This window comes from Nonomuraea sp. LPB2021202275-12-8, from assembly GCF_037044575.1.
Classification (GTDB): Bacteria; Actinomycetota; Actinomycetes; order Streptosporangiales; family Streptosporangiaceae; genus Nonomuraea.
This window is the reverse complement of record NZ_JBAHWD010000012.1, coordinates 25,421-43,028: the sequence shown is the minus strand read 5'-3', so window position 1 is coordinate 43,028 and position 17,608 is coordinate 25,421. Positions and strand designations below refer to the sequence as shown.

General features: G+C 73.0%; 18 protein-coding genes. 6 read left to right on the top strand and 12 right to left on the bottom strand.

The window, feature by feature from the left end:
* The first annotated feature begins 25 nt into the window (after positions 1-25).
* Positions 26-1,906: a Stk1 family PASTA domain-containing Ser/Thr kinase gene (gene pknB, locus V5E28_RS22755; RefSeq protein ID WP_336209046.1), complete on the top strand. Its 1,881-nt coding sequence runs from the start codon at positions 26-28 to the stop codon at positions 1,904-1,906.
* A gap of 6 nt (positions 1,907-1,912) precedes the next feature.
* Here the strand turns inward: pknB and alc are convergent, their stop codons facing one another.
* The 3 genes from alc to V5E28_RS22740 are packed head-to-tail and all read right to left on the bottom strand — an operon-like array spanning position 1,913 to position 5,307.
* On the bottom strand, positions 1,913-2,860 hold the full coding sequence (gene alc, locus V5E28_RS22750; RefSeq protein ID WP_336209045.1) for an allantoicase: 948 nt from the start codon (positions 2,858-2,860) through the stop codon (positions 1,913-1,915).
* Positions 2,861-4,168 (bottom strand): allantoinase AllB, encoded by a 1,308-nt coding sequence (allB, locus tag V5E28_RS22745; RefSeq protein ID WP_336209044.1) that lies wholly within the window; start codon positions 4,166-4,168, stop codon positions 2,861-2,863.
* Positions 4,165-5,307 carry a glycerate kinase gene (locus tag V5E28_RS22740; RefSeq protein WP_336209043.1) on the bottom strand — a complete coding sequence of 381 codons (1,143 nt, stop codon included), beginning with the start codon at positions 5,305-5,307 and terminating at the stop codon, positions 4,165-4,167. The genes allB and V5E28_RS22740 overlap by 4 nt, the downstream gene beginning before the upstream one ends.
* A gap of 139 nt (positions 5,308-5,446) precedes the next feature.
* Here V5E28_RS22740 and V5E28_RS22735 point away from each other — a divergent pair, with 139 nt between their 5' ends.
* The gene (locus V5E28_RS22735; RefSeq protein ID WP_336209042.1) at positions 5,447-6,595 is read left to right on the top strand and encodes a winged helix DNA-binding domain-containing protein; all 1,149 of its coding nucleotides are present in this window, start codon (positions 5,447-5,449) and stop codon (positions 6,593-6,595) included.
* Here V5E28_RS22735 and V5E28_RS22730 read toward each other — a convergent pair.
* The 9 genes from V5E28_RS22730 to V5E28_RS22690 all read right to left on the bottom strand — a co-directional run bounded on the left by V5E28_RS22730 (position 6,549) and on the right by V5E28_RS22690 (position 13,049).
* Complete coding sequence (locus V5E28_RS22730; protein WP_336209041.1) at positions 6,549-6,851, bottom strand: hypothetical protein; 303 nt, start codon at positions 6,849-6,851, stop codon at positions 6,549-6,551. The genes V5E28_RS22735 and V5E28_RS22730 overlap by 47 nt on opposite strands.
* 126 nt (positions 6,852-6,977) lie before the next feature.
* Positions 6,978-8,345: an 8-oxoguanine deaminase gene (locus V5E28_RS22725; protein WP_336209040.1), complete on the bottom strand. Its 1,368-nt coding sequence runs from the start codon at positions 8,343-8,345 to the stop codon at positions 6,978-6,980.
* Positions 8,342-8,815: a (2Fe-2S)-binding protein gene (locus V5E28_RS22720; protein ID WP_336209039.1), complete on the bottom strand. Its 474-nt coding sequence runs from the start codon at positions 8,813-8,815 to the stop codon at positions 8,342-8,344. The genes V5E28_RS22725 and V5E28_RS22720 overlap by 4 nt, the downstream gene beginning before the upstream one ends.
* On the bottom strand, positions 8,815-9,675 hold the full coding sequence (locus tag V5E28_RS22715; RefSeq protein WP_336209037.1) for an FAD binding domain-containing protein: 861 nt from the start codon (positions 9,673-9,675) through the stop codon (positions 8,815-8,817). The genes V5E28_RS22720 and V5E28_RS22715 overlap by 1 nt, the downstream gene beginning before the upstream one ends.
* Positions 9,676-9,679: 4 nt before the next feature.
* A complete protein-coding gene (gene pucL, locus V5E28_RS22710) occupies positions 9,680-10,540 on the bottom strand; it encodes a factor-independent urate hydroxylase (protein WP_336209036.1) in 861 nt (286 codons plus the stop codon).
* A complete protein-coding gene (gene uraH / locus V5E28_RS22705) occupies positions 10,541-10,840 on the bottom strand; it encodes a hydroxyisourate hydrolase (protein ID WP_336209035.1) in 300 nt (99 codons plus the stop codon).
* Positions 10,837-11,346, bottom strand: coding sequence for a 2-oxo-4-hydroxy-4-carboxy-5-ureidoimidazoline decarboxylase (gene uraD / locus V5E28_RS22700; RefSeq protein WP_336209034.1), 510 nt, complete (start codon positions 11,344-11,346; stop codon positions 10,837-10,839). Before uraD ends, uraH begins: the two co-directional genes overlap by 4 nt.
* 115 nt (positions 11,347-11,461) lie before the next feature.
* Positions 11,462-12,046 carry a TetR family transcriptional regulator gene (locus tag V5E28_RS22695; RefSeq protein WP_336209033.1) on the bottom strand — a complete coding sequence of 195 codons (585 nt, stop codon included), beginning with the start codon at positions 12,044-12,046 and terminating at the stop codon, positions 11,462-11,464.
* Between the two features lie 13 nt (positions 12,047-12,059).
* Positions 12,060-13,049 carry an aldo/keto reductase gene (locus tag V5E28_RS22690; RefSeq protein WP_336209032.1) on the bottom strand — a complete coding sequence of 330 codons (990 nt, stop codon included), beginning with the start codon at positions 13,047-13,049 and terminating at the stop codon, positions 12,060-12,062.
* A gap of 213 nt (positions 13,050-13,262) precedes the next feature.
* Between V5E28_RS22690 and V5E28_RS22685 the strand changes: the two genes are divergently transcribed.
* The 4 genes from V5E28_RS22685 (at position 13,263) to V5E28_RS22670 (ending at position 17,499) form a co-directional block, all read left to right on the top strand.
* Complete coding sequence (locus V5E28_RS22685; protein ID WP_336209031.1) at positions 13,263-14,102, top strand: deoxyribonuclease IV; 840 nt, start codon at positions 13,263-13,265, stop codon at positions 14,100-14,102.
* A 300-nt stretch (positions 14,103-14,402) separates the two neighbouring features.
* The gene (locus V5E28_RS22680; RefSeq protein WP_336209030.1) at positions 14,403-16,013 is read left to right on the top strand and encodes a PP2C family protein-serine/threonine phosphatase; all 1,611 of its coding nucleotides are present in this window, start codon (positions 14,403-14,405) and stop codon (positions 16,011-16,013) included.
* Positions 16,010-17,122: a cobalamin B12-binding domain-containing protein gene (locus V5E28_RS22675; RefSeq protein ID WP_336209029.1), complete on the top strand. Its 1,113-nt coding sequence runs from the start codon at positions 16,010-16,012 to the stop codon at positions 17,120-17,122. The genes V5E28_RS22680 and V5E28_RS22675 overlap by 4 nt, the downstream gene beginning before the upstream one ends.
* Complete coding sequence (locus V5E28_RS22670; RefSeq protein WP_336209028.1) at positions 17,119-17,499, top strand: STAS domain-containing protein; 381 nt, start codon at positions 17,119-17,121, stop codon at positions 17,497-17,499. The genes V5E28_RS22675 and V5E28_RS22670 overlap by 4 nt, the downstream gene beginning before the upstream one ends.
* The last annotated feature ends 109 nt before the right edge of the window (positions 17,500-17,608 follow it).

The window sequence follows — 17,608 nt, the reverse complement described above, 5'->3', positions numbered from 1 at the left end:
GCGAAACGCCCGTAAACTCAGCGGGGTGGACACGACGACTGCGGACCCCCTGGTCGGCCGGCTGCTCGACGGGCGCTACCGCATCGAGTCCCGGATCGCCCGGGGCGGTATGGCGACCGTCTACCTCGCGCTGGACATCCGGCTTGACCGGACGGTGGCGCTGAAGGTCATGCATCGCTCGCTCGCCGAGGACCCGGCGTTCGTGCGCAGGTTCATCGGCGAGGCCAAGTCGGTGGCCAGTCTCTCCCACCCCAACATCGTGCACGTCTTCGACCAGGGCACCGACAACGACGTCGTCTACCTGTCGATGGAGTACGTGCCGGGCAAGACGCTGCGCGACATCCTGCGCGAGCGCGGCAGGGTGCCGTCCCGCGAGGCCCTGGAGATCATGATTCCGGTGCTCGCGGCGCTCGGCGCGGCCCACCAGGCAGGGCTCGTCCATCGTGACGTCAAGCCCGAGAACGTGCTGATGACCGACGACGGCCGGGTCAAGGTCGTGGACTTCGGCCTCGCCAGGGCGATCGAGGCGACCAACCAGACCCGCACCGGCGTGATGATCGGCACGATCGGTTACATGTCGCCCGAGCAGGTGACGACCGGCGGCGCCGATGTGCGCAGCGACGTCTACGCCGCGGGCATCATGCTGTTCGAGCTGGTGACGGGCCAGCAGCCGTACGACGGCGAGACGCCCATGTCGGTGGCCTACCGGCACGTCCACGACACCGTGGCGGCGCCGTCGTCGGTGGCGCACGACGTGCCGCCGCTGATCGACTCGCTGGTGGCGCACGCCACCGCCCGGGATCCGCAGAACCGCCCGGCCGACGCGACCGCGATGCTGGTGGCGGCCGTCGACGCGCACCGGATGCTGCCCCGGCTGACGAATCCGCAGATGTCGCAGACGCGGCAGCACTCCATGCCGCACACGATGCCGCCGCAGGCCTCCCCCAGCCACACGCTGATCCAGCCGCGCGCCGAGGCGCCGCCGCCCGCCCGCTTCAGGGTCAACTGGTTCCTGGTGACGCTGGCCGCGGTCATGGTGGTGGCGGTGGCTCTGACGGGCCTGTACTTCTCGCAGAAGAGCTACACCACCGTGCCCGACCTCGTCGGCAAGAACATTTCGGTGGCCGAGCAGAACGCCAGGACGCTCGGCTTCAAGGTCAACAAGGTGGCGGGCCAGCACAGCGAGAAGGTGGCCGAGGGCCTGGTGCTGAGCATGGACCCGGCGGGCAAGACCGAGGTCGAGAGCGGGACCGCGATCACGCTGGTGCCCTCGCTGGGACCCAAGCGGGTGCTGGTGCCCAAGGTCCAGGGTCTGACCGAGCCGGACGCCCGCAACGCGGTCGCCGAGGCCGGGCTCACCGTGGGCAAGGTCAGGCGCATCCAGAACCTCGAGGCGCCGCGCAACACCGTGATCCGCACCTCGCCCCAGGTGGGCGAGAAGGTCAAGGAAGGCGCCAGGGTCGACATCTACGTGAGCGCGGGCCTGGTGATGCCCGACCTGGGCGGCATGCCGAAGGACGAGGCCGCCGCCTACCTGGGCCAGCAGGGCTTCCAGGTGCAGGTCAACGAGGTCGTCGACGACGCCGAGCCGTGCACGGTGATCGCGCAGTCGCCGAAGGCCAAGTCGGAGGTCGACAAGGGCGCGCCCGCCATGATCACGGTGGCGCGCTGCCAGGGGGACTTCTGGGAGTGGTTCAAGGGTGACAACGAGGCCCGCGACGACCACGACGTCCGGATCGTGCCGGCCGTGATGGGCAAGAGCATCAGCGACGCCAAGGCCGAGCTGGAGGCGCAGGGCTTCAGGGTGCGGGTGCGCAACCTGGGCAACGGCGGCGTGGTCCGCTTCCAGCGCCCGGCGCCCAACAGCGAGCGGCCGCCCGGCTCGGAGGTCTTCCTCTGGCAGTGACGCCGGTCAGGCCAGGACGCCGTGCAGGCGCACCCTGGCCAGGCCGCCGTCGGGATAGATGTCGACGCGCACCTCGCCGACCGGCTCGGCGTGCTGGAGGCGGAAGCGGTGCGGGGTGTCGGGCTGGAGCCTGGTCCTGGGCAGCAGCTCCGTCTCGCGGTCGCCGTCGAGCCCGGTGAGCGACACCCAGCCGGGCGCGTTGTGGAGCAGGTTCGTGGTGTCGATCTCGGCCAGCCTGATGAGGCCGCGTCCGGCCAGGCGGATGACGAGCCAGTCGTTGCCCTCCACCCGGCGTCGGGCGGTCTCCCAGCCCTCCGCCTGGTGGCGGGCCAGGCCGGGGGCCAGGACGTTGTTGGGCGAGGAGTAGAACTCGTCGGAGCAGGCGGTCACCAGCCCGCCGTGGGCCAGGGCCGCCAGGTCGAAGCCGAGCCCGTCGTAGACGGACAGGTCGGGCCGGGGCTCGCCGTGCACGCGCAGGCGGGCGATGCCGCCGTCGGGGAACATGTTCAGCCGCACGTGGGTGTGGCGGCCGCCATCGGCCACCTCGAAGTGGTGCTCGGCGTCGCCGCTCAGCGCGCTCCTCGGCACGATCTCGGTCCAGGTGGCCTGCGCCACCTCGGCCGGTGAGGGGTGTCCCGTCAGCTCGGCGGCCTCGACGGAGGCGTGCGGCGGGTAGTTGCCCTTGAACCACGCCGTGTCGATCACCACGCCGCGGATCACGCCCGGCATGCCGAGCCGCACCAGCGCCCAGTCGTGCCCGGGTTCGCGGCGGCGGCGCGTCTCCCACCCGTCGTACACCTGTCCCTTGCTGCCGAACGTCGCCTCCTGGAAGGCGGGACGGCCGGGCCGGATGAGGCACTCCTTGTCGGCGAACGACTCGTCGCTGGCGGCGACGACCGAGCCGCCGTGACCGCGGAGCGCGAGGTCGGGCAGGCTGGTGAAGCTGTGGCGCATCTATTCTCCCAACCGGAAACGTCCGTGCGGTGTGCCGTCGACCGGCCTGCCCCTGAGCCAGGTGGTCAGGACGGCGCCCCTGAGCTCGCGCCCGTGGTAGGGCGTGACGGGGTTCTTGTGGTGCAGCCGCCGGGCGTCCACCGGCTCGGTGGCCGCCGGGTCGAAGGCGACGAGGTCGGCGTCGTTGCCCGGCTCGATCCCGCCCTTGCCCGCCAGACCGGCCAGCGCGGCGGGGTTGGCGGACATCCAGCGGACCACCGCGTCGAGCCCGTGCCCCCGGCGGGACGCCTCGGTCCAGACCGCCCGCAGGCCGAGCTGGAGTGAGGCGACACCGCCCCAGGCGGCGGCGAAGTCGGGCACCTTGAGGTCGGCGGTGGACGGCGAGTGGTCGGAGACGACGCAGCTCAGCACGCCGGCGGCGAGCCCTTCCCACAGCAGGTCGCGGTTGGCCGCGGACCTGATGGGCGGGCAGCACTTGTAGGAGGTGTCGCCCTCGGGCACCTGCTCGGCGTCGAGCGTCAGGTAGTGCGGGCAGGTCTCGGCGGTGATCCGTACGCCGTCCGCCTGGGCTGCCGCCAGCACCGGCAGGCAGTCGGCGCTGGAGACGTGCAGGATGTGCGCCCGCACGCCGGTCCGGCGGGCCAGCTCGACGACCTGCTCGACCGCGCTCCGCTCGGCCGCTCCCGGCCGCGAGCTCAGGAACTGCGGGTACGACGGCCCCTCGCACTCCGTCAGCAGCGCGGGATCCTCGGCGTGCACGACCAGGAGGCCGCCGAATCCGGCGATCTCCGCCATCGCCTCCCGCACCTGCGACGGCCCGAGCGGCGGGAACTCCTCCACCCCCGACGGTGACAGGAAGCACTTGAACCCGTAGACGCCCCGGTCGTGCAGCGCCCTGAGCTCCTTGGTGTTGCCCGGCACCGCGCCGCCCCAGAAGCCGACGTCCACGTGGCACTGCCCGTCTGCGGCACGCAGCTTGGCCTCCAGCGCGTCCACGCTGACGGTGGGCGGGATCGAGTTGAGCGGCATGTCGACGATGGTGGTGACGCCTCCGGCGGCGGCGGCCCTGGTGGCGGAGGCGAAGCCCTCCCAGTGGGCGCGGCCGGGCTCGTTGACGTGCACGTGCGTGTCGACCAGGCCGGGCAGCAGCGCCAGGTCGCGCAGGTCGATGTCCTCCGCCGCCCGCAGCGCCGCGCCGTAGCCGGCCAGCTCGGCGATCCTGCCGTCCTTGACGGCGACGGCCAGGGCCCGCTCCCCCTCGGCCGTCACGGTCCTGCGTGACCTGACCACCAGGTCGTACGCGGTCACGAGAGCTGGTCCGCGGCGAGCCGGGCCGTCAGGCGCCGGAGGAGGGGGGCCGCCTCCGCCATGCAGCGGTCCGGGTCCGGCTCCAGGTCGGTGAGCGCGTAGGCGGCCCGGATGCCCGCCGCGTGGAGGTCGGCGTCCGAGAGGGTGCGGCGGCCGCAGACCGCCACCACGGGGACTCCCGCCTTGGCGGCCGCCTGGGCGACGCCGATGGGGGCCTTGCCGCGCAGGGACTGCTCGTCGAGCGAGCCCTCGCCGGTGATCACCAGTCGCGCGCCCTTGACCAGGTCGTTGAAGCCGAGCAGGTCGAGCAGGTAGTCGATGCCGGGCTGGATGTCGGCGCCCAGGAAGGCCAGCGCGGCGAAGCCGACCCCGCCGGCGGCTCCGGCGCCGGGGGCTCCGGCGACGCCCATGGGGCGCGGCCTGCCGTCGTGCTCGACGGCGCCGACGAGGCCGTGGGTGCGGGTGGCCACGGCGGCGAAGCGGGAGAGCGCGGCTTCGAGGAGGCGGACCTGCTCAGGGGTGGCGCCCTTCTGCGGGCCGTAGACGGCGGCCGCGCCGTGCGGGCCGAGCAGGGGGTTGTCGACGTCGCTGGCGACGACGAACTCGACGCCGGAGAGGTCGAGGAGACCCGCGACGTCGATGCGGTCCAGGTCGCGCAGCGCGGCACCGCCGGGCGGCAGGTCGTCGCCGGCGGCGTCCAGGAGGCGGGCGCCGAGTGCCCGCACCATGCCCGCTCCCCCGTCGGTGCAGGCGCTGCCGCCGAGGCCCAGGACGACGCGGGTGGCGCCCTGCTTGACGGCGTCGGCGACGAGCTCGCCGGTGCCGTGGCTGGTGGCGGTGAGCGGCTCCGGGCGTCCGGGCAGGCGGCGCAGGCCTGACGCCTCGGCGAGCTCGACCACGGCCGTCTCACCGCGCCTGGCGTAGGAGGCGGTGACGGGCGTGCCGGTCGGGCCGGTGACCCGCAGGGAGACGCGGGCGAAGCCGCAGGCCACGGCCGCGTCGACGGTGCCGTCACCGCCGTCGGCGACCGGCAGTTCGACTGCCGGGACACCGAGGGCGCCCGCCACGGCGGCGGCCACCTCCGCCGCCGTCAGCGAACCCTTGAACTTGTCCGGGGCGACAAGGACATGCTCAACCACTGCGAACTCCCACACGAGACTGACCCGGGCCGGTGCGCCGGCGATGCCCCATCATCACACTCCGGCGGCGACCCGTCCGAACCCGCCCATGGCTCACCTCGTCTATGCTCCGCCGTACCGGATCGTGAGGAGGGGTGACGTGCGGATCTCCACCACGCAGCGGCGCGCCCGGCTGGGGGCGCGGCATGGGCTCGCCCGCAAGGCGGCGAGCGTCGAAGAGGCGGCGCGCAGCGTCGTGGCGCTGCACGCCACCGACCCGGCGACCGTGTTCCTGTCGGCGGGCGCGCGGCTGACGGCGCCCGGCCCCGAGCCGGTCGAGAGGGCGCTGTACGAGGAGCGCACGCTGGTGCGGATGACCGGGATGCGGCGCACGATGTTCGTGGTCCCGACGGAGCTGGCGCCGGTCGTGCACCACTCCTCGACGCTGGCCATCGCGCTGCGGGAGCGCCGGTCGCTGGTGAAGCTCCTCGGCGAGAACGGCAGGGACGAGGAGTGGGCCGACGACGTGGCCGCCTCGGTGCTGCGCTCGCTGGCCGAGGTGGGCGAGGCCACGGCGAGCGAGCTGGGCGGCCTGGAGCCGCGGCTGCGCGAGCAGATCAGGGTGGCCGTGGGCAAACCCAACGAGGGCACGCAGAGCCTCGCCAGCCGCCTGCTGCACGTGATGGCGATGGAGGGCAGGCTGTTGCGGCAGGGCCGCCCCGCGGGCACGTGGATCAGCGGCCAGCACCGATGGGGCGTCGGCCCGGCGATGGCCGAGCTCGCGGCGCACGAGGCGCGGGCGGAGCTGGTGCGGCGGTGGCTGGCGGCGTTCGGGCCGGGCACCGAGGCCGACCTCAAGTGGTGGACCGGCTGGACGCTGGGCCAGGTGCGCGAGGCGCTGGCCGCCAACGGCTCGGTCGAGGTGGAGCTGGACGGCGGCATCGGCCTCGTTCTGCCGGACGACCTGGACGAGGTGCCGGAGCCGGAGCCGTGGGCGGCGCTGCTGCCCGCGCTCGACCCGACGCCGATGGGCTGGCAGTCCCGCGACTGGTATCTGCCGCAGGCGCACCGGGCCGAGCTGTTCGACCGCACCGGCAACGTGGGGCCGACCGTGTGGTGGAACGGCGAGGTGGTGGGCGGCTGGGCCCAGCGCGCCGACGGCGAGATCACGTGGCGGCCGCTCACCGAGGTGGGCGCGGACGCCACCGCGGCGATCGAGGCCGAGGTGGCCGGGCTGACCGCGTGGCTCGGCGGGATCAAGGTCACCCCCCGGTTCCGTACCCCGCTGGAACGCGAGCTGTCGATCTGACCTCCAGCGCCGACGAGCCCAGCGCCAGCACGGCGGCGGCCAGCGCGCACAGGCCGATCGCGGCCTGCGCGCCCGCCCGGTCCAGCAGCCAGGCCACGGCGAGCCCGGCGGCGCCGTAGCCGAGCCCGCCCGCCGCGTACATGCCGGAGAAGCCGGTCGCCAGCAGCGCGGCGTGGGTGAGCGGCGTGCCCTTCCAGGCTCGGGCCCCGTAGGCCAGGGCGTGGCGGAGCTGGCCGCCGACCCCGCACGCTGGCACGCCGAGCCGCCCGGCGTGCCCGTGGACCGCCTCGACCTGGCCGAGCTCGTGGAGCTCCGCGAGGCGCTCCGGCGGTCACTGGGCCTGGAACGGCCCGTCGAGCTCCTACCGCGAGCGCAAGCGGGTCTAGGACGCCCCGCGCTCCCCGGCCAGGCGCATCAGGCGACGGTGCGCCTCGGCTCCCGCGCGGCCGGCGGCGTCGTGCGCGACGGTTCGCAGCTCGCCGTCCTCGACCACCGTCCGCCCGCCGACCAGCAGCCGGGCCAGCGGCGGCGGCGGCCCGAAGACCAGCGCGCAGACGGGGTCGTCGACGGCCGCCGCGAACGGGCCGTCCACCCGCCACAGCGCCAGGTCGGCCAGCTTGCCGGGCTCCAGCGAGCCGAGTTCGTCCTGGCGGCCGAGGTTGCGCGCGCCGCCGAGCGTGGCCAGCTCCAGCGCCTGTCTGGCCGACAGCGCCTTCGGGCCGTACCTGGCACGCTGGAAGAGCAGCGCCTGCCGCATCTCCCCGGCCATCGTGGTCAGCTCGGAGGAGGCGCTGCCGTCGACGCCGAGCCCGACGTTCGCGCCACGCCGCAGCATCTCCGACACGCGGGCGATGCCGGCGCCCAGCCGCCCGTTCGACGACGGGCAGTGCGCGGAGCCGGTGCCGGTGGCCGCGAACCTGGCGATGTCGCCGTCGCTCAGGTGCACCGCGTGCGCGAACCACACGTCCGGGCCGAGCCAGCCGAGCCGGTCCATGTAGTCGACGGGGCGCACGCCGAACTGCTCCAGGCAGTGCTCCTCCTCGTCCAGCGTCTCGGCCAGGTGCGTGTGCAGGCGCACGCCCCTGTCCCTGGCGAGCCAGGCGGCCTCCGTCATCAGCTCCTCGCTCACCGAGAACGGCGAGCAGGGCGCGACCGCGATCCGCAGCATGGAGGAGAAGGAGGGGTCGTGGTAAGTGTCGACGGCCTCGGCCGTGGCGGCGAGGATCTCGTCCAGCTCCTCCACGACGACATCCGGCGGCAGCCCGCCCGCCGACTGGCCGCGGTCCATCGAGCCGCGGGCCGGGTGGAAGCGGATGCCCAGCTCGCGGGCGGCCTCGATCTCGGCGGCGAACAGGTCGCCCCGGCCCTTGGGGAAGACGTAGTGGTGGTCGCTGGAGGTGGTGCAGCCCGACAGCGCCAGATAGCCGAGCCCGGCCGAAGCCGCGCCCTTGACCACGTCCGCGTCCATGGCGGCCCACACCTCGTACAGGGCGACCAGCCACTCGAACAGCGTGGCGTCCTGGGCGAGCCCCTGCGTGGCCCACTGGTAGAGGTGGTGGTGGGTGTTGACCAGGCCCGGCGTGGCCAGGCAGCCGGTCGCGTCGATCCTCGTCGTCCCCGGCGCGTCAGGCGGCCGGGCCATGGGGCCGAGCTCGGCGATCCGGTCCCCCTCGACGCGGATGTATCCGGACTCGATCTCCGGGCCCCTGACGGGCGCGATGTGCACGTTCTCGATCAGGACTCCGGTCACCCGGTCTCCGCCTTCCGCGCCGCCGCGAGCCGGACGGCGTCGAGGATCTTCTCGTAGCCGGTGCAGCGGCACAGGTTGCCCGCGAGGGCTTCGCGGATCTCCGCGTCGGAGGGCACCCCGACGCGTTCGAGCAGGTCGTGCGCCTGCACGATGAGACCGGGCGTGCAGAAGCCGCACTGCACCGCGCCGCATTCCACGAACGCCTCCTGCACCGGGTCGAGCCGGCCCCCCTCCGCGAGGCCCTCGACGGTACGCACCTGGCGGCCCTCGGCCTGCCCGGCGGCGACCATGCAGGCGCAGACCGGCGCGCCGTCGAGGTAGACCGTGCAGGATCCGCACTCGCCCTGCTCGCAGGCGTTCTTGGAGCCGGGCAGGCCGATCCGCTCGCGGAGCACGTACAGGAGGCTCTCGCCCTCCCACACGTCTTCTGCCGTCTCCTCGCGGCCGTTGACGGTGAACGTGACGCGCATCAGGCCGCCCTCCTTCCCAGGTGGTCGTCCCACGCCCAGGTGAGCGTGCGGCGGGCCATCACGCTGATGGCGTGCCTGCGGTAGCCGGCGGTGCCGCGCACGTCGTCGATCGGCGAGGCGGCCAGCGAGCACAGCTCGCCGAACCGTCCCAGCACGGCCGGGTCGAGCGGCGCGCCCCAGTCGAGCTCGCCGGCCAGGAACTCCTCCGCCTCCGGCGCCCTGCGCGGGGTGGGCGCCGCCGAGCCGAGCCCGGTGCCGACCCGCCTCTCGCCGGGATGCAGCGCCACGGCGAACGAGCAGACCGCGATCACCATGGCGTTGCGGGTGCCGACCTTCGAGAAGTACTGAGGGCCGCTCGCGGGGGCGACGTGAAAGGCCCTGATCAGCTCGTCCGGCCGCAGCGCGTTGCGCTTGACGCCGAGGTAGAACTCCGCCGCGGGGATCAGCCTGACTCCGCCGTCCCGCGACTCCACCTCGATCACCGCGTCGGTGGCGAGCAGCGGCGGGTGACTGTCGCCCGCGGGCGAGGCGGCGCCGAGGTTCCCGCCGACGGATCCGCGGTTGCGGATCTGCGGCGAGCCGACCGTCCGCGCCGCCTGCGCCAGCCCCGGCAGCGCGCCGCCGAGCTCGCTGATGATCACGCTGTACGGCACCGCCGCGCCCACCCGGTAACGCCCGTCCTCGATCGACCAGGTCGCCAGCTCGGCCACCCGGGTGAGGTCCAGCAGCGCCACCGGCCGCCGCATATCGAAGTTGATCTCCACCATCACGTCGGTGCCTCCCTGGAGGGGCACCGCCTCCGGCTGGTCCGCCTTGGCGGCCAGCGCCTCCGCCCATGTCGTGGGACGCAAGAAGTCCATCGCTCTACTCCCAGGCGAATCCGGCATCAGGAGCGCCCTCCCGCAGCACACTGCCCTCGATCAGGCCGTAGGGCCGATCGGCCGCGTAGAAGACCTCGTTGTCGTTGTCCAGCCCGAACGGTGACAGGTCCACGAGGAAGTGGTGCCTGTTCGGCATCGCGAACCGGATCTCGCACACCTCCGGGCAGGACTCCAGCACCCGCTCGCCCATCGCGTACAGCGTCTGCTGCAGCGAGAGGCTGTACGTCCCGGCGAACGCCTCCAGCATGCGCTCCCGTACGGCCGCGTACGAGCCGGCGTAGTCCCCCTCCTCGCCCGCGTGGCGCCAGCGGGCGTCGACGGCGGTGGCGAGGACGCGATCGGTGGTCGGCTGGAGCGTGGTGTAGCCGTCGACGACGAAGCCGTGGAACTCCGAGCCGGTCGTATTGAGCACCACGAGGCCCTTCAGGCCCGACACCACGGAGGTGCGGCCGTCGCGGTCATGGTGCACCAGGCAGGTGCGCACCTCGCCGCCCCTGCGCACGAACGAGTGCCCGCCCCTGCGGTCCCAGGCGTACTCCTCGATCTCCACCCTGGCATGGTGGATCGACGGCTGCTCCTTGACGAAGTGCCTGGCGAGCAGGGCGGCGAAGTCCTCGATCTGGTCCACGCCGTGCTGCTTCGCGAAGGCGTAGACGGTGTTCTTCTGGGTGTCGGTCGGCAGCACGCGGGAGTTGTCGCCGGTCAGGTGCGCGGCCGCCATGTCGCCGGACAGGGAGGAGCTGACGTTGACGTCCTTGAGATGGTGCACGTCGCCGTCCCTGACGACCCGCACCAGCCTCGTCTCCGCCTTGCCGTAGCGGTTGGCTCCGAGAAAGATCGACATCTAGCTCCCTCGGTAGGTGGAGTAGGCGTACGGGCTGAGCAGCAGCGGCACGTGATGGTGATCACCGGGATCGGTCACCGTGAACGTGATGACGACCTCGGGATAGAAGGTGTCCGGCAGATAGCCGCCGGTGTCGAAGACCACCCGATGCACGCCCGCCCCGGGCTCCCAGCCCTTGATCCGGCCGTCGTCGTCCGTGCGCCCCTCGGCGACCACCCGTCCCTCGTGCTCCAGGCGAACGGCCATCCCGGCGGCGGGCCGTCCGGTGACCGCGTCGAGCACGTGCGTCGAGAAGCTCACGGGGCCTCCCCCACGAGCTTGCCGACGCGCAGGCGAGTGATCTTCGCCAGCTCCTCGCGGACCGTGCGGCGCTCGCCCTCCTCGTCGGCGTCCAGGCGCTCGCGCAGCCGCCGGAGCATCTCGGCGCCGGTCAGCCCGGTGGCGCAGACGAGATAGACGTGACCGAAACGGCGCTCGTAGGCCAGGTTCCCCTCGGAGAGGGACGCGCGCAGGTGCTCCTCGACGCCCGACTGCTCCTGCCGGGACCACGACGACTCCCGCGACGCGCCGCCGGCCCGCTCGCCGATCCGCGGGTGCGCGCTCAGCGCCTCCAGCACGTCCGGCCAGGCCAGCCCGCGCACGGCCGCGGCGGCGGCTTCGGCCAGCGCCTCCTCGTCCGCGAAGGGGCGCCCGGCGGCCACGGGCCCGGCGAAGGCGGGCGAGGCGCAGCAGGCGAGCAGCTCCTTCTCGGCGTCGCCGGGGTCAAGGGCGTTGAAGCGGGCCAGGCCGGTCGGCGTGTTGGGCATGACACGAGTAGACACAAGCCGGTCGTGCCCGGTCCACCCGCCAGAACTCCCAACTGCGGGCGGCGTTGGCCAAGACTTTTCGTGTCATGCTCCAACCCGGACTCTCCCGGGCGGGTCAGCGGCGAGCGAGCCCGGCCAGGATGAGGGTGTGGACCGCGTCGAACTCGTCCTCGATCCCTGGCCGCCCCCAGTCGCCCGCGTGGGCGGGATCGTGGAAGCGGATGGTGGCGTCGAACACGGCACGCGCCGCCGAGGCCGGGTCCGGGGCGGCGAACTCCCCCTGGGCCACCCCGTCGGAGATGATCTCCTGGAGCTGCCCCACGAGGTCGGCCACATGCCGGTCGATCACCTCGCTCGCCTCACCGACCAGCGCCATGTACGTCGCGAACAGCTCCGGATCGTCCAGCGCCTTCTTCCGCTTGGCCGCGAACAGGGATGACGACCAGGCACGCAGCCTGGCGCCGGCGGGACCGCCGCTGGTCATCACGGCCGCCAGCAGGACGTGAGACTCCTCCAGCCACCGCTGCGTGACCGCCTCCCGCAGCGCCGCCTTGCTGGGGAAGTGCCGGTAGACGCTCCCGTGGCTGACTCCGAGCGCGCGGGCGACGTCCACCACCGTGGCCTTGGCGGGACCGTACCGGCGCAGGACGTCCTGCGCCGCGCTGAGGATCTGGTCACGCGTCAGAATGCCATCGGTCATATCCCCGATTCTGTCAGCGCTCACTGTCGAGGTGGGCCATCTGCGGAGCGGGGTAGCGCTCGCCGGCGGCGGCGTCGGCGGGCACCGCCTCCTCGATGCGGGCCAGGTCCTCGGCTCCGAGCGTCACGTCGAGCGCTCCCAGCGCCTCGGTGAGCCGGTCGCGCCGCCGGGCGCCGACGAGCGGGACGATGTCGTCGCCGCGTCCGAGCACCCAGGCGATCGCGAGCTGAGCCACCGTCACGCCCTTGCCCACGGCGAGCTCGCGCAGCGCCTCGGCCAGGCCGAGGTTGCGCGCCAGGTTGTCGCCGGAGAAGCGGGGAGAGAAGGCCCGGAAGTCGCCCGCCGCCAGCGTGCGGTCCTTCGCCCAGTGGCCGCCGAGGAGCCCGCGCGACAGCACGCCGTACGCGGTGACGCCGATCCCGAGCTCGCGGCAGGTGGGCAGGATCTCGCTCTCGATCCCCCGCGACAGCAGCGAGTATTCGATCTGCACGTCGGTGATGGGGTGCACGGCGTGCGCCCGCCTGATCGTCCCGGCGCTCACCTCCGACAGTCCGATATGACGAACGTGGCCCTTCTTCACCTCTTCGGCGATGGCGCCCACGGTCTCCTCGACGGGCACCTGGGGATCCACCCTGGCCGGGCGGTAGACGTCCACGTAGTCGGTGCGGAGGCGGCGGAGCGTGTAGGCGAGGGCTGTCCTGACGGCGGCCGGGCGCGCGTCGTACCCGAGCCAGGCGCCGTCGTAGTCGCGCTGCGCCCCGAACTTGACGCTGATCTGGACCGCCTCGCGGTCCCGCCCTTCGAGCGCCTGCCGGATGAGCAGCTCGTTGTGGCCCATCCCGTAGAAGTCGCCGGTGTCGAGCAGAGTGATCCCGGCATCGAGCGCGGCGCGGATCGTGGCGATGCCCTCACCCTCGTCCGCGGGACCGTAGAGATCGGACATCCCCATGCATCCGAGCCCGAGAGCACTGACCCGCGGTCCGTTGTTTCCCAGAGTTCTCATGTTTGAAGTATTGCCTATCAGATGACAGATTTCAACTTCTGTCATTCAATGGCCTGCCTCCCGAACGCAAACTCCTCTTGCCGCCTCGGGCCGACGACATCCGTGCGGGCCTGGCCAGGGCGCCCGGCGCGGCCGGGAAAGGGGGGCGGGGCCGGTGCCCGCGGGGCCGCTGACCTGGGAACGTCGGCCGCCGGCCGTACACTGGGAGGCATCATGACCCCAAGCTCTCTCATCGGCGGACACGTCTCCGTCAGCGGCGGCCTGGCAACGGGCGGTCTGGCCTACATGGCCGACATCGGCGCCGAAATGATCCAGGTGTTCGTCACCAACCCGCGCGGCTGGGCGCTGACCCCCGGCAAGCCGGAGCAGGACGCCAAGCTGGCCGAGGCGGGTGTCGACACCTTCGTCCACGTCCCCTACCTCGCCAACTTCGGCTCTCCCAACCCCGAGACGCTGGCCGGCTCGGTCGAGATCGTCCGCCACACGCTCCAGCGCGCCGTCGACATCGCGGCCAAGGGGGTCGTGGTGCACACCGGCTCCGCGGTGACCCAGCCCCGCGACGACGCGATGCGCCAGGTGCGCGAGCACCTCCTGCCGCTGCTCGACGGGATCCCCGACGGCGGGCCCGACCTGCTGCTGGAGCCGATGGCAGGCCAGGGCGCGATGCTCTGCGCCACCGTGCAGGACCTGGAGCCCTATCTGGCCGCGCTCGACTGGCACCCCCGGGCGACCATCTGCCTCGACACCTGCCACGCCTTCTCCGCCGGGCACGACCTTGCGGCCGAGACAGGCGTTCAGGAGACGTTCGACCTGCTCCACAAGATCGCGCCGGGGCGCCTGAAGCTGATCCACGCCAACGACTCCAAGGACGCGTGCGGCTCGAAGAAGGACCGCCACGAGAAGATCGGCGCCGGCCAGATCGGCGCCCGCCCGTTCGCGGAGATCATGCGCCATCCCGCGGTGGCGGGTGTGCCCTTCTGCATCGAGACCCCGGGCAAGGCCGACCAGCACCGCGAGGACATCGCGACCCTCAAGAAGCTCCGCGACGCGTAGCCGGCCGACCGTCGGCGACGGGCGACGCCATCCGCGGGACGTCGCCCGGCTCCGCTTGACGATATTTCCGTCGCAGCGCAACGACTACACCTCTCCGCCCTGGGTAGGGAACGGCGTTTCATCGGAGGCAGTGGTCACCGTGGCGTGGTCCATTAAAGTGGCAGAAAGCGTGCTACTGGACGAAATGTCGACTAAGGAGGCAGGGCCCCTCGCGGGCTCGCTGTTTTGGCAGGTCTGACGAGTGAAGCAGGGCGCGGTGCCACCGGGCAGGCGTGGCCGAGCGCACCCCATCCGGTGCTCGTGGCCGACGCGGACGGCATCGTACGCCACGTCAACGAGGCAGCCGCCGTGCTGCTGCCCAAGGCGGCCGCGGCGGGAGTGCCGCTCATGGACGCCGCCCCGGAATGGCTGGTGCGAGCGCACCTTCTCGCCGTCGGCCACAACGCGCCCACCGGCGCCGCCTCGCCCGGCGCCGGCCCCGATGCCGAGCCCCCCGCTCCCGGCGTGGCGTACGGCCTGGTGGGCGGGCAGATGTTCGAAGCGCATCCCGCACCCGACGGAACCGGCGTCGCGTGGTGGCTGCTGGACCGCACCGAGAACCAGCGGCTCGCCGAGGCGCTGCGGATCGAGCGGGAGCGGACCGCGTTCCTGGCAGAGGCGTCGCACGAGCTGCTGTCGTCCCTCAACCTCGACCGCTGCATGGAGGTCACCGCGCGGCTGGCGGCACGACATCTGGCCGACGCCGCGCTGGTGATCGTGCCCAGGGCCGGTCGCAGGCATCCGATCGCCTACTGCGGCCCCGACGGCCAGGTGGCCCGCGAGGATCTGGCCATCGACCCGCAGGAGGTGCCGGGGCTGGCAGAGGCGTTGCAGGGGTTCCCGCCGGCGCCCTCGCGCTGGATCGACCCCACCTCCGCCCCCGCCTGGCTGGCCCGCGAAGGGTTCGGCGAGGTGGGTTCCATGGTGGTGTCGGCGCTGCCGGGTCACGGCGTGCCGGCCGGCGCGCTGCTGCTGCTTCGGCGGTCCGGGCGGGCGTCCTTCTCCGAAGGCGAGGAGGTGGTCGCCCGGCTGTTCGCCGCGCGGGCCGGTGCGGCGATGTCGGCGGCCCGCCTCTACGCCGAGCAGTCCTCCATCACCGACACCCTGATGCGGGAGCTGCTGCCCCCCAGGACGCGAGCCCTGGACGGTGTGGAGCTGGCCGCCCGCTACCGGCCGGCCGGAGCCACCGAGCTGGTGGGCGGCGACTTCTACGACCTGCACCCCTCCGTGGACGCCGATCACGAGGCCCTGGTGGTGCTCGGCGACGTGTGCGGCAAGGGCCTGGAAGCCGCGGTGCTCACCGGCAAGATCCGCAACACTCTGCAGGCTCTGCTGCCGATGTCCGGCGACCACCAGCGCGTTCTCGGCCTGCTGAACGGGGTGCTGCTGAGCGGTGACCGGTCCAGGTTCGTCACGCTCGTGCTGGCGTCGGTTCGCCGTACGGGCTCGCAGGTGACCTTGCGGCTCACCAGCGCCGGGCACGCGCCACCGCTGATCGTGCGTTCCGGCGGCCGGGTCGAGGCGGCAAGCACCAGAGGCACGCTGATCGGGATGCTGGAGAACATCACCAGCTGCACCGCCACCGTGGTGCTCGAGCCCGGCGAGACGTGCCTGCTCTATACGGATGGGATCACCGAGGCCATGGGCGGCCCGCTGGGCAACGAGATGTTCGGCGAGGAGCGGCTGCGCGAGGAGCTCGAGCAGTGCGCGGGGATGCCACCCGAAGCGCTCACCGAACGCGTCCAGATGCTGTCGTCCCAGTGGGTGGGCGACGGTGACCATGACGACATGGCCGTCATCGCCATCACGGCCCCCCGCGGAGCCCATCTCAGCGCGGTCGGGGGGCACGGGCCGGGAAGGTTCACCGCATGACCGCGACCAGCGAGCAGGCCAGGCTCGAGGCCTGCGCCGGTGATCTGTGGGAGGCGGCGGTGGCGGGCGACGAGTACGCCGCGGCCGACGCCGTCCTGGGCGCCCTCGATGCCGGCACCGCCATGGAGGCCCTGCTGCTGGAGGTGGTGGCTCCGGTCCAGGCACGTGTCGGCCGCGAATGGGCGGCCAACCGGATCACGGTCGCGCAGGAGCACACCGCCACGGCCGTGAACGAGCGCGTGCTCGCCGCCCTGGCGCATCACCCGGCCGCCCGCGCCGCGGCATCTGCCGGCGACCCGGCGCCTGGCAGGATCACCGTGGCCTGCATCGACGGCGAGTGGCACGCGTTCCCGGCGCGGCTGCTGGCCGAGGTGCTGCGCCTGCGCGGCTGGCAGGTGGACTATCTCGGCGCGCAGGTTCCGACCCCGCATCTGATCGCGCACCTGCACCGCACCGCCCCTGACGCGGTCGCGCTGTCCAGCTCGATCGCGACCCGGCTGCCCACCGCGCACGCGGCCATCACGGCGTGCCAGGCGACCGGGACGCCGGTCCTGGTCGGCGGCGCCGCCTACGGTTCCGACGGCCGCTACGCCGATCTCCTCGGCGCCGACGCCTGGGCCCCCGACGCCCGCTCCGCCGCGGACCTGCTGGAGAGCGGGCCGCCGCCCCGCCCGCCGGCGGCACGGCAGGCCGCCGACCATCTGCCGCACCTGGACGACCAGGAGTACGCGCTGATCACCCGGTCGTCCCGGCAGCTGGTCAGGCACGTCATGGGCGAGCTGGAGCAGCGTGTCCCCGCGATGGCCGCCTATACCGCCCAGCAGCGCCGCCACACAGCCGAGGACGTCGCGCACATCGTCGACTTCCTCGGCGCGGCGGTCTACCTCGACGACGCCGACCTGTTCGGCGGCTTCCTGGCCTGGACTGCCGGGATCCTGACTGCCCGGGGCGTGCCCGCCTCGACGCTGTCCCCCACGCTCGACCTGCTGGCCGGGCGGCTCACCGAGTTCCCGCGCGCCGCCGGTCTGCTCGCCCGGGCGCGCCAGGCTCTGCCCGAGCCCGCCGACAGCCCCTCTCCTCCCGTTTCTCACCCCGGAAAGACCGCATGACCGCTTTCGTGCCAAGCCCGCTGACCCTCATCCTGGTCTCCCCCGATCCGCACACGCTCCGGATCGCCGTGCATGGCGACCTGGACCACGCCACCCACGGTGAGCTCATGGACACCGCCGCCGCGGCATTGGCGGACCCTCAGGACCTGCGTGAGCTGCGGATAGACTGTGCCGAGCTCCGCGTCTGCGACTCCAGCGGCCTGTCAGCGCTCCTGATGATCCACCGCCGCGCGACCGGCGCGGGCGTGCGATTGCACCTGGACCGGCGTGGTCCCGCGCTCGATCGGATCCTCACCGTCACCGGAATCCTGGGGCACCTCACGGGTGAGCCCCTGCCCCGGCACCACACCGGGCAGGGTTCCACCGGACAGGACTGACCCGCCTCACACCGCCCGGGTCCCGCTGCGCGCGCCCGCGCGCAGCAGGTCCGCCGCGCTCCACACCGAATCCGCGATGGCGACGCGCTCGGCGCCGCCGGAACCGGCG